This window comes from Kitasatospora sp. Xyl93, from assembly GCF_055383135.1.
Genome location: NZ_AP029185.1, coordinates 4,695,001 through 4,708,755, shown reverse-complemented (window position 1 = coordinate 4,708,755; position 13,755 = coordinate 4,695,001). Strand labels below are relative to the sequence as shown.

13 protein-coding genes and 2 rRNA genes (1 of these 15 only partly in view) are annotated in these 13,755 nt (G+C 72.3%); 8 read left to right on the top strand and 7 right to left on the bottom strand.

The features are described from left to right. Nucleotides 1-25: 25 nt before the first annotated feature. From ACZ5GH_RS21155 to ACZ5GH_RS21145, 3 genes are read left to right on the top strand one after another with little or no spacing between them, the layout of a single operon-like run. A complete protein-coding gene (locus ACZ5GH_RS21155; RefSeq protein WP_464335010.1) occupies nucleotides 26-1,261 on the top strand; it encodes a LolA family protein in 1,236 nt (411 codons plus the stop codon). 3 nt (nucleotides 1,262-1,264) lie between these two features. After that, complete coding sequence (locus ACZ5GH_RS21150; RefSeq protein ID WP_464335009.1) at nucleotides 1,265-2,383, top strand: ABC transporter ATP-binding protein; 1,119 nt, start codon at nucleotides 1,265-1,267, stop codon at nucleotides 2,381-2,383. Next, nucleotides 2,370-3,281, top strand: coding sequence for an ABC transporter permease (locus tag ACZ5GH_RS21145; protein ID WP_464335008.1), 912 nt, complete (start codon nucleotides 2,370-2,372; stop codon nucleotides 3,279-3,281). The genes ACZ5GH_RS21150 and ACZ5GH_RS21145 overlap by 14 nt, the downstream gene beginning before the upstream one ends. Here the strand turns inward: ACZ5GH_RS21145 and rarD are convergent. Together rarD and ACZ5GH_RS21135 are read right to left on the bottom strand one after the other, a co-directional pair. Continuing rightward, nucleotides 3,271-4,242: an EamA family transporter RarD gene (rarD, locus tag ACZ5GH_RS21140; RefSeq protein ID WP_387749354.1), complete on the bottom strand. Its 972-nt coding sequence runs from the start codon at nucleotides 4,240-4,242 to the stop codon at nucleotides 3,271-3,273. The genes ACZ5GH_RS21145 and rarD overlap by 11 nt on opposite strands. A gap of 223 nt (nucleotides 4,243-4,465) precedes the next feature. Beyond that, complete coding sequence (locus ACZ5GH_RS21135; RefSeq protein ID WP_387749351.1) at nucleotides 4,466-5,314, bottom strand: SDR family oxidoreductase; 849 nt, start codon at nucleotides 5,312-5,314, stop codon at nucleotides 4,466-4,468. Between the two features lie 102 nt (nucleotides 5,315-5,416). On the opposite strand from ACZ5GH_RS21135, the gene ACZ5GH_RS21130 reads away from it, so the two are divergent. Continuing rightward, a complete protein-coding gene (locus ACZ5GH_RS21130) occupies nucleotides 5,417-5,818 on the top strand; it encodes a winged helix-turn-helix transcriptional regulator (RefSeq protein WP_387749349.1) in 402 nt (133 codons plus the stop codon). Here the strand turns inward: ACZ5GH_RS21130 and ACZ5GH_RS21125 are convergent. Beyond that, complete coding sequence (locus ACZ5GH_RS21125) at nucleotides 5,802-6,569, bottom strand: TetR/AcrR family transcriptional regulator (protein WP_464335007.1); 768 nt, start codon at nucleotides 6,567-6,569, stop codon at nucleotides 5,802-5,804. The two genes, ACZ5GH_RS21130 and ACZ5GH_RS21125, sit on opposite strands and share 17 nt — an antisense overlap. Before the next feature lie 61 nt (nucleotides 6,570-6,630). Between ACZ5GH_RS21125 and ACZ5GH_RS21120 the strand changes: the two genes are divergently transcribed. After that, entirely contained in the window at nucleotides 6,631-6,870 is a 240-nt protein-coding gene (locus ACZ5GH_RS21120) for a DUF6011 domain-containing protein (RefSeq protein WP_464335006.1), read from the top strand. Nucleotides 6,871-6,882: 12 nt separating this feature from the next. Here the strand turns inward: ACZ5GH_RS21120 and ACZ5GH_RS21115 are convergent, their stop codons facing one another. Next, nucleotides 6,883-8,844, bottom strand: coding sequence for a hypothetical protein (locus ACZ5GH_RS21115; RefSeq protein ID WP_464335005.1), 1,962 nt, complete (start codon nucleotides 8,842-8,844; stop codon nucleotides 6,883-6,885). Between the two features lie 249 nt (nucleotides 8,845-9,093). On the opposite strand from ACZ5GH_RS21115, the gene ACZ5GH_RS21110 reads away from it, so the two are divergent. From ACZ5GH_RS21110 to ACZ5GH_RS21100, 3 genes are all read left to right on the top strand, one after another. After that, entirely contained in the window at nucleotides 9,094-9,810 is a 717-nt protein-coding gene (locus ACZ5GH_RS21110) for a chitinase (protein WP_387749337.1), read from the top strand. 90 nt (nucleotides 9,811-9,900) lie between these two features. Then, entirely contained in the window at nucleotides 9,901-10,413 is a 513-nt protein-coding gene (locus ACZ5GH_RS21105; RefSeq protein ID WP_464335004.1) for a hypothetical protein, read from the top strand. 313 nt (nucleotides 10,414-10,726) lie between these two features. Continuing rightward, nucleotides 10,727-11,398: a DsbA family oxidoreductase gene (locus ACZ5GH_RS21100; protein WP_387749332.1), complete on the top strand. Its 672-nt coding sequence runs from the start codon at nucleotides 10,727-10,729 to the stop codon at nucleotides 11,396-11,398. A 107-nt stretch (nucleotides 11,399-11,505) separates the two neighbouring features. Here ACZ5GH_RS21100 and ACZ5GH_RS21095 read toward each other — a convergent pair whose 3' ends face one another. The 3 genes from ACZ5GH_RS21095 to ACZ5GH_RS21085 form a co-directional block, all read right to left on the bottom strand. After that, a complete protein-coding gene (locus ACZ5GH_RS21095) occupies nucleotides 11,506-11,859 on the bottom strand; it encodes an antibiotic biosynthesis monooxygenase family protein (RefSeq protein WP_401113625.1) in 354 nt (117 codons plus the stop codon). A gap of 119 nt (nucleotides 11,860-11,978) precedes the next feature. Continuing rightward, a 5S ribosomal RNA gene (rrf, locus tag ACZ5GH_RS21090) occupies nucleotides 11,979-12,095 on the bottom strand. Nucleotides 12,096-12,175: 80 nt separating this feature from the next. After that, nucleotides 12,176-13,755, bottom strand: a 23S ribosomal RNA gene (locus ACZ5GH_RS21085); it runs 1,541 nt beyond the window's last position.

The window sequence follows — 13,755 nt, the reverse complement described above, 5'->3', positions numbered from 1 at the left end:
TGTTCGCGGAGGAGTTGAGGACGCCATGACCAATGAGAAGACGGCGGGGGACGATCTGGACGGCGGTGTACCGTACCGCTCCCGGCGGCGCGTCCTGATGCGTGCCGGGGTGCCGGTGGCGGTGGTCGCGGTGATCGCCGCGGGGGTGGGCCTGGTCCCGGCGCTGGCCGCCGACGGCGCGCCCGACCTCCCGGCGCTGTCCGCGGAGCAGCTGGTCGCCAAGGTGCTCGGCTCCGAGGCGCAGACGCTGTCCGGGACGGTCTCGATCAGCACCGACCTCGGGGTGCCCGGTCAGCTGCTCGGCACGGCCGGCGGCCTCGGCGCGGCGGCCGGCGGCAAGGGCGGCGGGGGCTCCGCCGCGGACCCGCAGTCCAAGCTGCTCGGCCTGCTCGGCGGGGACCAGACGCTGCGGATCGCGGTGGACGGCCCGGACCGCCAGCGGGTGGACGTGCTGGAGAACATGGCGGGCTACACCCTGGTTCGCAACGGCGACCAGGCCTGGGCCTGGGACAGCTCGTCCAACAGCGCGGTGCACATGACCGGTCGGGCCGCCGGCGAGCGGCCGCACGCCGGGACGCCGCTGTCCGAGCTGCCGACCAGCCCGCAGGAGGCCGCCCGGCAGTTCCTGGCCGGGAGCGCCGGCACCACCTCGGTGATCGTCGCCGGGACGGCCAAGGTGGCCGGGCAGAACGCCTACCAGCTGAGCGTGAAGCCCACCCAGTCCGGTTCGACCCTCGCCGAGGTCCGGATCGCGGTGGCCGCCGAGAACGGGGTGCCGCTGTCGGTGGCGGTGAAGTCCGTGGACGGCAGCACCGTGCTGAACGTCCGCTTCACCCAGGTGTCCTTCGCCAAGCCGGCCGACAGGACCTTCGACTTCACCGCCCCCAAGGGCGCCAAGGTGACGGAGCAGAAGGCGGGGGACGCGGCCGGGGGCGCGCCGGGCGGGGCCCGGGAGCACCGGGGCGCCGGGGCGGCCGAGGGCGTCAACGTGATCGGCGAGGGCTGGACGACGGTCGTCTCCACCAAGCTGCCCGGCGCGGTGGACGGGGCGCCGAAGGGCGACACCCAGGGCGGCGGGCACGGGGACCGGTCGGGGCGGTCGGTGGACCCGCGGGCGATGGTGAAGTCGCTCGGCAAGCCGGTCGCCGGCGGCACCCTGGTGAGCACCAAGGTGCTCAACGTCCTGCTCACCGACGACGGCCGGGTCCTGGCCGGCGCGGTGACCCTGCCGGTCCTCCAGCACGCCGCCGGGGTGAACTGACGGATGACCAAGGCTCCCGTAACGGGGGACGTTACGGAGTCGGCCGGGGGTACGGGCGCCGCGTCGCGCCCGGCCCCCGCGCCCGTTCCATCCGCTTCCTCCGCCGCCTGCTCCGCCCCCTCGCCCCAGGACGCCGCCTCGCCCACCTCCCGGGGTGCCGCCGGCCCGCCCGGTCCCGGCACCGACGACGTCATCCGGACCCGCGGCCTGACCAAGCGCTTCCGCGGCGGCCAGCTCGCCGTGGACGGTCTGGACCTGGCCGTGCCGCGCGGCTCCGTCTTCGGCTTCCTGGGCCCCAACGGCTCCGGCAAGACCACCACCATCCGGATGCTGATGGGCCTGATCGCCCCCACCTCCGGCGCGGCCACCGTCCTCGGCGAGTCGATGCCGCAGTCCGTCGCCACGGTGCTGCCCCGGGTGGGCGCGCTGATCGAGGGCCCGGCCCTGTACGGCTTCCTCTCCGGACGGGACAACCTGGTGCGCTTCGACGCCGCCGACCCGACCGCCGACCCGCGCACCCGCCGGCAGCGGGTCGAGGCGGCGCTGGAGCGGGTCGGCCTGAGCGCCGCGGCGGGCAAGAAGGCCCGGGCGTACTCGCTGGGCATGAAGCAGCGGCTGGGCCTGGCCTCCGCGCTGCTCCAGCCGCGCGAGCTGCTGGTGCTGGACGAGCCGACCAACGGGCTGGACCCGCAGGGCATGCGGGAGATCCGGGCGCTGGTCCGGGAGGTCGCGGCGGAGGGCACCACGGTGTTCCTCTCCTCGCACCTGCTGGACGAGATCGAGCAGGTCTGCACCCACGCCGCGGTGATGTCCCGGGGCCGGCTGGTGGTGCAGGGCACCGTCGCCGAGCTGGCCGCCCGGGCCCAGGGCCGGCTGGTGGTCCGCACCCCGGACGTGACGCGGGCCGCGGAGGTGCTGGCGGCCCACCGGGTCACCGCGCTGGTGCCCGGCGACGGCCGGGTGGACGGCGAGCCGGGTGTGCTGGACGAGGAGGCGCTGCCCAGGCTGTGCGCGGCGCTGGTCGAGGCCGGGGTGCGGGTGCACGGATTCGGGCTGGAGCGGGGCACGTTGGAGGACGCCTTCGTGGCGCTGACCGGGGAGGGCTTCGATGTCGCGGGCTGACGCGCGGACCGAGTCGCGGACCGAGTCGCCGGCCGGGACACCGCCGATCGTCATCGGTCGGCGGCCGCAGACGGCAGCCGGGTTCCTGGCGCTGTTCCGCAGCGAGCTGCACCTGACCTTCCGCCGGATGCGCACCAAGGTGCTGCTGGGCATCCTGGCGGTGCTGCCGATCCTGATCGGGGTGGTGGTCAAGCTCAACACGGACAGTCCGCACGAGGGCGGCGGCGGTCCGAGCTTCATCGCGCAGACCACCCAGAACGGGCTCTTCCTCGTCTTCACCGCGCTCGCGGTGGCGCTGCCGGTCTTCCTGCCGATGACCGTCGGCGTGGTCGCCGGGGACTCGGTGGCGGGCGAGGCGGCCACCGGGACGCTGCGCTACCTGCTGGTCGCCCCCGCCGGCCGGACCAGGCTGCTGGCCGCCAAGTTCACCGCCGGACTGGTGTTCTGCCTGGCCGCGACGGCGGCGGTCGCGGTGACGGCGCTGGCCGCCGGCGCCGCGCTCTTCCCGCTCGGCCGGGTCACCCTGATCTCCGGGGACACCATCGGGCTCGGCGACGCGCTGCTGCGCGCGCTGCTGGTGGCCCTGGTGGTCGCGGCCTCACTGGCCGGGCTGGTGGCGATCGGGCTGTTCGTCTCCACCCTCACCGGCAGCGGCATCGCGGCGATGGCCGCCACCGTCGGGCTGGTGGTCACCGTCCAGATCCTGGACGCCTTCCCGCAGCTGGACGCCGTCAGCCCGTTCCTGTTCTCCCACTACTGGCTGAGCTTCGCGGACCTGCTGCGGGCACCGATGTACTGGGACGGCGTGCTGAAGGACCTCGGCCTCCAGGCCGCCTACGTCGCGGTGTTCGGCTCGGCGGCGTGGTCCCGCTTCACCAGCCGGGACATCAGCGCGTGACGGCCGGCTCCGCCGGTACGGGCTGCGGCGCCACCGCCGCGGCCCGCACCGCGCGGTCGGCCCGCACCTGGCGCAGCGCGTCCCAGGTGAGCAGCGCGAGCGCGGCCCAGACCAGGGCGAAGCCGGCCCAGCGGGCGGGCGGCATGGACTCGTGGAACACCGCGACGCCGATCAGGAACTGGAACACCGGCGCCAGGTACTGCAGCAGCCCGAGCACGGTCAGCGGCACCCGGACGGCGGCCGCGCCGAAGAACAGCAGCGGGATCGCGGTGATCACCCCGCTGAGCATCAGCAGCCCGGAGTGCCCCCAGCCGTACGAGCCGGCCACCGTGTGCCCGAAGGTGCCGCGCCCGGAGACCTCCAGGTAGACCAGGTAGCCGAGGGCGAACGGGAACATGAAGGCGCTCTCGGCCGCCAGGCTCTCCAGCCCGCTCAGGCCGACCTGCTTCTTCAGCAGGCCGTAGGTGGCGAAGGAGAGCGCCAGGGTGAGCGCGATCCAGGGCAGCTGCCCGTACGCGACGGTCAGCACCGCGACGGCGGCGGCGCCGATGCCGACCGCCGTCCACTGCGCGTTGCGCAGCCGCTCCTTGAGTACCAGGACACCGAAGCCGATGGTGACCAGCGGGTTGATGAAGTAGCCGAGGCTGGTCTCGACGACGTGGCCGGCGTTGACGGCCCAGATGTAGACGCCCCAGTTGACCGAGATCACGGTGGCCGCGCCGGCCAGCATGGCGAGCCGGCGGGGCTGGCGCAGCAGCGGGCGTATCCAGCCCCAGTGCCGCTGGGCGATCAGCAGCAGGACGACCGCGACCAGGGACCAGACCATCCGGTTGGCCAGGATGTCGTCGGCGGCACCCGGTTCCAGCAGCGGCCAGAACAGCGGGAAGAGGCCCCAGATGCCGTACGCGGCGACGCCGTACCAGAGGCCCCGGCCGTTGTCCTGCTGGTCTGTGTCCGCCATGGCCGAGTGCCCTCCCGCGCGCGTGTGTCCAGGTGACGGTAACCGGCGGGAGGGGTGGCTGTCATCTCCGTTTCCGCACTTTGGTCATGACACCGTTTGCATGCTGGACCTTCCACGGCCTCCCGGGGGCCCGGAGCTGCGGCGTTCCGGGCCCCCGGGGGCACGGTGGCGCTTCGGGCTCCCGGGCCCGTAGCGGCTCGGGAGCCCCGTGGGCCGTGGCGGCTCAGGCGTTCAGGGCCTCGCGGACGGACTCGGCCAGCGGGACGGTCGGACGGCCGATCAGCCGGGCCAGGTCGCCGGGGGTGCCGGCCAGCTCGCCGCGCGCGATGCCCGCGTCCACGTCCACCAGGGCCTCGGCGAAGCCCTGCGGCAGGCCCGCGCCGACCAGCGCGTCCAGGTGCTCGGCCGGGGTGACGTCCCGGTGCCCGACCGGCTTGCCGGAGGCCTTCGCCAGCTCGGCGGCCAGCTCGGGCAGGCTCCAGGCGGTGTCGCCGCTCAGCTCGTACACCGTGTTGTCGTGCCCCTCGCCGACCAGGACGGCGACCGCCGCGGCCGCGTAGTCCCGGCGCGGGGCGGTGGCGATCCGGCCCTCGCCGGCGCTGCCGAGCACCGTGCCGCGCGCCACCGTGCCGGCCGCGTCGCCCAGGTAGTTCTCGGTGTACCAGCCGTTGCGCAGGAACGCGTACGGCAGGCCGGAGGCGAGGATCAGCTCCTCGGTCGCCCGGTGCTCGTCGGCCAGCCGGAAGGTGGCCGCGCCGGGAGCGCTGGTGTAGGCGAGCAGCGCGACCCCGGCGGCCTTGGCGGCCTCCACCACGGCCCGGTGCTGCGGGATCCGGCGGCCGACCTCACTGCCGGAGATCAGCAGCACCCGGTCGCCCTCGGCGAAGGCGCCGGCCAGGGTCTGGGGCCGGTCGTAGTCGACCACCCGGACGGCCACGCCGCGCGCGGCCAGGTCGGCGGCCTTCTCGGCGGAGCGGACGGCGACGGCCACCTCGCTCGCGGGGACCTGGGCCAGCAGGCCCTCGACGACGAGACGGCCGAGCTGGCCGGTGGCGCCGGTGACGACGTACATGGTGTTGCTCCTCAGGGGTTGCTACGGGGTTCTGACCTCGAAACTCACCCTACGGACGGCACTAACCTTTCGAAAGTACGCACTTCAAAGTAGGGTACTGACATGAAGGTAAGCGAGCTGAAGGCGGGCGGACCGCCGCCCGCCGACGTGTTCGACCGGATGTGTCCGTCCCGGGGCGTGCTGGAGCACGTCACCAGCCGCTGGGGCGTGCTGGTGCTGGGCGCGCTGAACGAGCGCGGCTACCGGTTCAGCGAACTGCGCCGCCGGGTCACCGGGGTCAGCGAGAAGATGCTCGCCCAGACCCTCCAGACGCTGGAGCGGGACGGCTTCGTGCTGCGCGAGGCGCACCCGGTGATCCCGCCGCGGGTCGACTACAGCCTCACCCCGCTGGGGCGGGAGGCGGCGGAGCTGGTCGCCGCGCTGGCGCACTGGTCGGAGCGGCGGGTGCCCGAGGTCGAGACGGCCCGTCAGGAGTACGACGGGCGCGCTACCGCTCCGCGATGAGGGCTTCGAGCCCGTCCAGGACCCGGGCCAGGCCGAAGGCGTAGGCGTGGTCCGGGCTGTAGGCGCCGCCGTGAGCCTCCCCGGCGGCGGCACCGACCCGGGCGGCGACCGGGTAGCGCTCGGGGTCGAAGACCCGGGCGAGCAGTTCGGCGTTGGAGGCCCACCACTGCTCGTCGGTCATCGCGCTGTCCTGCCGGGCGGCGCGCTCGTCGGCCGCCATCCGGGCGCAGGTCTGGACGAAGCCGAGCAGGTGGGTCAGCCCGGCGTCCAGGTCGACGTCGGACAGGCCGGTGCCCTCGAAGGCGCGCAGCTCGTACTCGTACTTGGCCATCAGCCCGGGCCCGAGCGGCGGGCGGCTGGTGGAGACGGCGGCCACCCACGGGTGGGCGCGGTGCAGCGCGCGGTTGTCGTCGGCGACGGCGGTGACCCGGGCTCGCCAGCCCTCGTCGGCGGGGGTGCTGCGGGGCATCGTGGCGTAGACCGTGTCCAGCATCAGGTCGAGCAGCTCGGCCTTGCCGGGCACGTAGGTGTAGAGCGCCATCGGGGAGAGCCCCAGCTCCTGCGCGACCCGGCGCATGGTGACGGCGTCCACGCCCTCGGCGTCGGCCAGGGCGATCGCGGTGGCGGCGATCTCGCCGGTCGAGCGGGCCTGCCGGGGGCCGCGCCGACCGGGCTTCTCCTCGGCGGTGAGTCCCCAGAGCAGGGCGAGGGTGCGTGCCGGATCTCCTGCGCTGCTGCGGTCGGTGGCCATGGGGCCATCGTGCCACGCACCGGCAGGGGGCCTTGACGGTGCGGGCGGCTACCGTCTGACCATGACCAGCCCGACCGGACCGCCCAGCCCGGCGGGTCCGTCCAGCCCGACCGGACCCGAACCGCTTCCCGGTACGGACACCGCGCGGACCCTCCGGCCGCGGGTGACCTGCCGCCGGTGCCACCGGCCGCTGCACGATCCGGAGTCCCGGATGCTGCGGCTGGGGCCGGAGTGCCGGGATCCGGCGGAGCGGGTCGCGCGGTTCGACGTGGACCAGGATCCGCTGCCCGGGGTGGGTTAGAGCCGGCCCGTCTCAGCCCCTCCCGAAGAGGCGGCGCAGACGGCCGGGGCGGGGCTCCTTCCCCGCCGCTGCCCCCTCCGCGCGCTCCGCCGCCCGGTCGGCCTCCCCCGTCGCCGGTTCCGCCCCCGCCGGTTGGGCCGCCGATTGAGCCGCCGCCCCCGCGTCGGCGGCGTCCTCCCGGGCCGTCAGGCGCCGGGCGAGCGCGCGGTCCTCGTCGGACATCCAGGGCGCGGCGAGCACCAGCGCGGACAGCGAGCGCAGGATGGTCACCACCCGGGTGTGGCGGGCCCGGGCGTCGTGGTGCAGCCGCTGCTGGAGCAGGGCGGCGACGTCCGCCCGGGTCCGCGGCTCGGTCCAGCCGATCGCGACCAGCGCGAAGCCGGCCGCCTCGACCACCCAGTCCTCCGGCCCGAGCAGCAGGTCGCGCAGTACCCGGCGGCGCTCGGAGCCCTCCCAGGGCTGGTCGGTGCGGTGGTGGGCGATGCCGAGGCAGGCGAAGACCTGGACGGCCCGCACCCAGAGTTCGGGCTGGTGGGCGAGCAGGGCACGGCCGAGTTCGTCCTCGCGCGGCATCGGCGGATGGACCAGGACGCCGAGCAGGTCGTCCAGCGGCAGCCCGGCCAGCCGCACGGCGTGGTCGTAGGCGGCGGGGATGGTCGGCCAGAAGACCTCGGCGGTGGCCCGGACGAGTTCGGCGCTCCGCGGTGCGGGCGGGGCGACGGCCGGGCGCGGGTCGGTGCCGTCCCAGGCCCAGATCCGGGTGGTGGGCTCGGTCAGCGGCAGCCGGGGGTCGGGCTCGCCGACGGCCTGGTAGCCGACGGTGGCGCGCGGCAGCGCGAGCCGGACGGCCAGCACCGAGCTGGGCGGCTCCAGGGTGGAGGCGGTGCAGTCGATCTCGGTGTCGCGGGTGGCGCCGGGCTCGGCGAGCACCTGGTGCAGCACGTTGACGGTGGCCTCGGTGGCACCGGAGACCAGGCCGAGCCAGGGCTCCCGGCGGCTCAGCCGCTCCAGCAGCTCCTGGGCGTACCCGTGCTCGGGGTGGGCGCGGTGGTGGTCGGCCAGGCCGAGCAGGTGGGCCGGGTCCCCGTCGAGGGCGTGCCGCAGCCCGTACCGGGCCGGGCCGGCCTTGGGGTGGTCGGGCTCGACGGCGAGCACCCGGTCCAGCCAGGGCAGGCCTTCGGCGGGGCGGCCGAGCACGCCGTACAGCTCGGCGACGTCGACGGCGAGGTAGCCGCTGGAGTCGTCGCGGTCCGGCGCGGCCCGCTCCAGCTCGGCCTCCCAGACGTCGAGCGCCCGCTCCGGCCGGCCGGCCGAGCGCAGGGCGTTGCCGAGCATCACGGCGGGCAGGTAGCCGGGGGCCAACCGGTGGGCCCGCTCGGCGAGTTCGACGGCCCGGACGGTGTCACCGAGCCGGCGGGTCAGGCCCGAGGCCATCGCGAGCAGCAGCACGTGGTCGGTGTGGCGGGCCAGCACCGCCTGCGCGAAGTCGTGGAACGGCCGTACGGCTTCGGCGAGTCCGGCCGGGAGCGGGTCGGGCAGCGCACCGGTCGCGCGGGCCACCGCCTGGGCGACGGCGTCCGGGTCGACCAGGCCGGGCAGGTCCTCGCGGGCGAGCCAGGCGGCGTGCGCCCAGGGGCGGGCCGGCTCGTACTGGACGGCGGAGGCGAGCAGGCCGACGGCGGCGTCCCAGTCCCCGGCGGCGGCCTCCACGTGGGCCCGGCAGGCCACCGTGCCGAGGTACACCTGGCCGTCCAGCGGGAACAGCCCGCGGGCCGCCGCCGGGCCTCCCGCCGCGGCGCACAACTCGGCCAGCGCCTCGTGCAGTTCGGGCAGTTGGGGGTCGGCGAGGATCGCGTCGCCGAGGTGCTCGGCGGCGTGCGCCAGGTCCCCCGAGTCGATGGCCAGCCGGGCGACCGCCACCTCCCCCTGCGCGGCCAGGCGCCCGTCGCCCCCGTCGTCGGTGTGACCGCTCATTCGTCCTGCTCCCCCGGTGGTCCCGCGCGGTCCCGTCCCCGCTGCGCACGAGGCTATCCGGTGCCGACGACAGCCGGATGATCACCATGGCCCGGCCGTCCACCTCTTGGATCGGATACGACCCGTGCGGGTGGTTTAGACCTCCGAGGGGTGCGGTCGACGGCCGGCGACCACCACGATGGCCGAGGTCCTTCGCGAGCGAAGCGCCAAGAGCGAACTTCCGATCCAGCCAACGGAATCGAGGCATCGATGAAGCTCTCGCGCACCCTGTCGCTGGCGGCCTCCGCCGCCGTCCTGAGCACCCTCGCTGTCGCCGGCCGGACCGCCCCGGCCTCCGCCGCCGGCTCCTTCGTGGTCAGCGAGTCCCAGTTCAACCAGATGTTCCCGAGCCGGAACGGCTTCTACACCTACCGGGGCCTGGTCGACGCCCTGAGCGCCTACCCGAAGTTCGCCACCACCGGCGACGACGCCACCCGCAGACGCGAGGCGGCGGCCTTCCTGGCCAACGTCGGCCACGAGACCGGCGGCCTGCGGTTCGTGGTGGAGCAGAACACCGCCAACTACCCGCACTACTGCGACGCTTCGCAGCCGTACGGCTGTCCGGCGGGGCAGGCGGCGTACTACGGGCGCGGGCCGCTCCAGCTGAGCTGGAACTTCAACTACAAGGCGGCCGGCGACGCCCTGCACATCGACCTGCTGCACGACCCCTCCAAGGTCGAGAAGGACCCGGCCGTCTCCTGGAAGACCGCCCTCTGGTTCTGGAACAGCCAGACCGGCGCCGGGCGGATGACCCCGCACGACGCCATCGTCAACGGCAAGGGCTTCGGGGAGACCATCCGGAGCATCAACGGCGCGCTGGAGTGCGACGGGAAGAACCCGGGCCAGCGGGACGACCGGATCAACCTGTTCAAGAAGTTCGTCGGTGTCCTGAACACCAGCGTCGGCGGCGGCAGCGTCTCCTGCTGAGTCCCCTGCCGACGGCCGGCCCGCTCCGCTGTCGGTGCCCGCTGCTTCACTGGTCCCCGACGTCGAACCTGAACGAGTGGGGTGGCCGCGATGGGTGTGCTGACCGACTACTTCCGGGCGCCCGATGCGGCGACGGTCGTCCGGGCCCTGGAGCTCGGGGAGGGCGTGCTGCCTCCGTTCGACGGGCCCTCCGGCGGTTCCTCCGAGGGGGCCTTCGACGGGGTGCAGGCCAAGGGCGTCGATCCGGACGTCATGCTCGGCCAGCTGGTGGCGGCCGTCCTCGGGGAGCCCTGGCGGGCCGGCCTGGTGCCGGAGACGGCGGTCTGGCCGACCACGCCGCCGCCCGGCCCGTCCGGGCCCTGGGACGGGGACGACCCGTGGGCGACCGGCCCGTGGGTCACCGAACTGGGTGCCGCCGCCCGGGACGCGCTCGCCGGGGTGCCCGACGAGCGGGTGCCGGAGGCCGTCGCGCGGTGGGCCGAGGCCGAGGAGTGGTACGGCGCCGATCCCTCCGATCTGCTGCCGCTGGCCGAGGAGTTGATCGCCCTCGCCCGCCGGGCGCGGGCGGCCGGCGAGCGGCTGTACTGCTGGATCTGCCTGTAGCGGGGCCTGGGGCCCGACTGCCGGCGCTGGACGGCCGGACGGACGAGGCCCTCGGCCTGCTCAGGTCGTCCACCGAGTACGGGGCTCACCGAATCCTTGCCGGAATCCTGAGCAGGCACGGCCACTACGCAGAGGCCGTCGCCGCCGTCCCCACGGTGTCCTCCCGGCGCGAGGCGTGGGAGCGGCGCTGGGGCGGGCGGCCGCCGACCGGCTCGCCCGGATGTTTCAGAGAGAGAAATATTCAGGTGGACGGCGGTGTTCCGGTAGGCGTCGACGCGGGAGGTCCGCGCGAGGCTGGAAGGAGTGCGGCGCCGTGCGCGTGGAGATCTGGAGCGACATCAACTGCCCGTGGTGCTACGTGGGCAAGGCCCGGTTCGAGCAGGCGCTGGCGGCCTTCCCGCACCGCGAGGAGGTGGAGGTCGTCCACCGCTCCTTCGAACTGGACCCTCGGGCGCCGCGCGAGGCCCGTCCGGTGGTGCCGCTGCTGGCCGCGAAGTACGGCATGAGCCTGGAGCAGGCCGAGGCGGCGGAGGCCCGGATCGCGGAGAACGCGCATGCCGAGGGCCTGCCGTACCTGCGCGAGGGCCGCGACGCGGCGAACTCCTTCGACATGCACCGCCTGCTGCACTTCGCCGAGGAGCACGGCCGGCAGGCGCAACTGCTGGACGGGCTGTACCGGGCCAACTTCGCCGAGGAGCGGTCGGCCTTCGAGTCGGGCCGACTGGTCGAGCTGGCCGTCGAGGCCGGCCTGGACGGCGAGGCGGCCGCGGCCGTCCTGGCCGACCCGGAGGCGTACGCGGAGGCGGTGCGCGAGGACGAGGCCACGGCTAGCGCCATGGGTGCGACGGGCGTGCCGTTCTTCGTCCTGGACCGTCGGCTCGGCGTCTCGGGCGCTCAGCCCGCCGAAACGTTCACCCGCGCGCTGGAGCAGGCCTGGGAGAGCCGGGTCGCGACGCCGCTGACGCCACTCACGCCGAAGGAGTGAACGGCGGCGGAGCAGGAAGTCGGCCCGTCCGACTTCCTGCTCCGCATAATTGGGGCCCGCAGGACACCGGCTGCGGGCTGTCCCGCTGCCGGGCGGTGCCGCGGGCGCTACTCCCGCACGAACCCGTGGCTCCGCTCCACCTTCGCCACGTGCAGCGTGTAGCCCTGGTACCAGTCGGCTCGCCCGCGCTGCTGCGCCACGCGGTGCTCGGCGTTGGTCCGCCACTCCGTGAGGGCCTCGGCGTCACGGAAGTACCCGACGGTGATGGACAGCCCGCCGGGATTCTGCGCGTGGTCCATCCCCAGGAAACCGGGGATGTCCTTCACCAGCTCCTCCATGCGGGCGCTGGTCTCGCCGTAGCCGCTCTGGTCCTGAGTCCGCACCGAGGTGAAGACCACCGCGTAGTACGGGGGTTCAAAGGCCTGCACGGGCCCGACAGGTGCTTCCGGTTCGTTGCTCACCGCGCCACCGTAAGGCGGGCGGCAGCGGATGATCCAGCGGCTTTTGCCACCACGAGCACGGGCCGTAAACGCGAAGAACCCCCATCCGGGTCCCGGATGGGGGTTCTTCAGCAATGATTGTTCGGCGGCGTCCTACTCTCCCACAGGGTCCCCCCTGCAGTACCATCGGCGCTGTAAGGCTTAGCTTCCGGGTTCGGAATGTAACCGGGCGTTTCCCTCACGCTATGACCACCGAAACACTATGAAACTGTCAACCGCACACCCGTGGACACGGGCGGGTCGTTGTTTCAGAACAACACAGTGGACGCGAGCAACTGAGGACAAGCCCTCGGCCTATTAGTACCGGTCAACTCCACCCCTCACAGGGCTTCCATATCCGGCCTATCAACCCAGTCGTCTACTGGGAGCCTTACCCTCTCAAGGAGGTGGGAGTGCTCATCTCGAAGCAGGCTTCCCGCTTAGATGCTTTCAGCGGTTATCCCTCCCGAACGTAGCCAACCAGCCATGCCCTTGGCAGAACAACTGGCACACCAGAGGTTCGTCCGTCCCGGTCCTCTCGTACTAGGGACAGCCCTTCTCAACACTCCTACGCGCACAGCGGATAGGGACCGAACTGTCTCACGACGTTCTAAACCCAGCTCGCGTACCGCTTTAATGGGCGAACAGCCCAACCCTTGGGACCTACTCCAGCCCCAGGATGCGACGAGCCGACATCGAGGTGCCAAACCATCCCGTCGATATGGACTCTTGGGGAAGATCAGCCTGTTATCCCCGGGGTACCTTTTATCCGTTGAGCGACGGCGCTTCCACAAGCCACCGCCGGATCACTAGTCCCTACTTTCGTACCTGCTCGACCCGTCAGTCTCACAGTCAAGCTCCCTTGTGCACTTACACTCAACACCTGATTGCCAACCAGGCTGAGGGAACCTTTGGGCGCCTCCGTTACCCTTTAGGAGGCAACCGCCCCAGTTAAACTACCCACCAGACACTGTCCCTGATCCGGATCACGGACCCAGGTTAGACATCCAGCACGACCAGAGTGGTATTTCAACGGCGACTCCACAACAACTGGCGTTGCTGCTTCACAGTCTCCCACCTATCCTACACAAGCCGAACCGAACACCAATATCAAGCTATAGTAAAGGTCCCGGGGTCTTTCCGTCCTGCTGCGCGAAACGAGCATCTTTACTCGTAATGCAATTTCACCGGGCCTATGGTTGAGACAGTCGAGAAGTCGTTACGCCATTCGTGCAGGTCGGAACTTACCCGACAAGGAATTTCGCTACCTTAGGATGGTTATAGTTACCACCGCCGTTTACTGGCGCTTAAGTTCTCAGCTTCGCCTGGCCGAAACCAAGCTAACCGGTCCCCTTAACGTTCCAGCACCGGGCAGGCGTCAGTCCGTATACATCGCCTTACGGCTTCGCACGGACCTGTGTTTTTAGTAAACAGTCGCTTCTCGCTGGTCTCTGCGGCCACCCCCAGCTCAAGGTGCAAGACCCATCACCAGGAATGGCCCCCCTTCTCCCGAAGTTACGGGGGCATTTTGCCGAGTTCCTTAACCATAGTTCACCCGAACGCCTCGGTATTCTCTACCTGACCACCTGAGTCGGTTTGGGGTACGGGCCGCCATGAAACTCGCTAGAGGCTTTTCTCGACAGCATAGGATCATCCACTTCACCACAATCGGCTCGGCATCAGGTCTCAGCCTATATGTGAGGCGGATTTGCCTACCTCACGGCCTACACCCTTACCCCGGGACAACCACCGCCCGGGCTGGACTACCTTCCTGCGTCACCCCATCGCTCACCTACTACCCCGTTGGGCCACCGGCTCCACCACGTCCCTTCGTCCGAAGACTCCAGGCCGGCTTCACGGGCTTAGCATCAAGAGGTT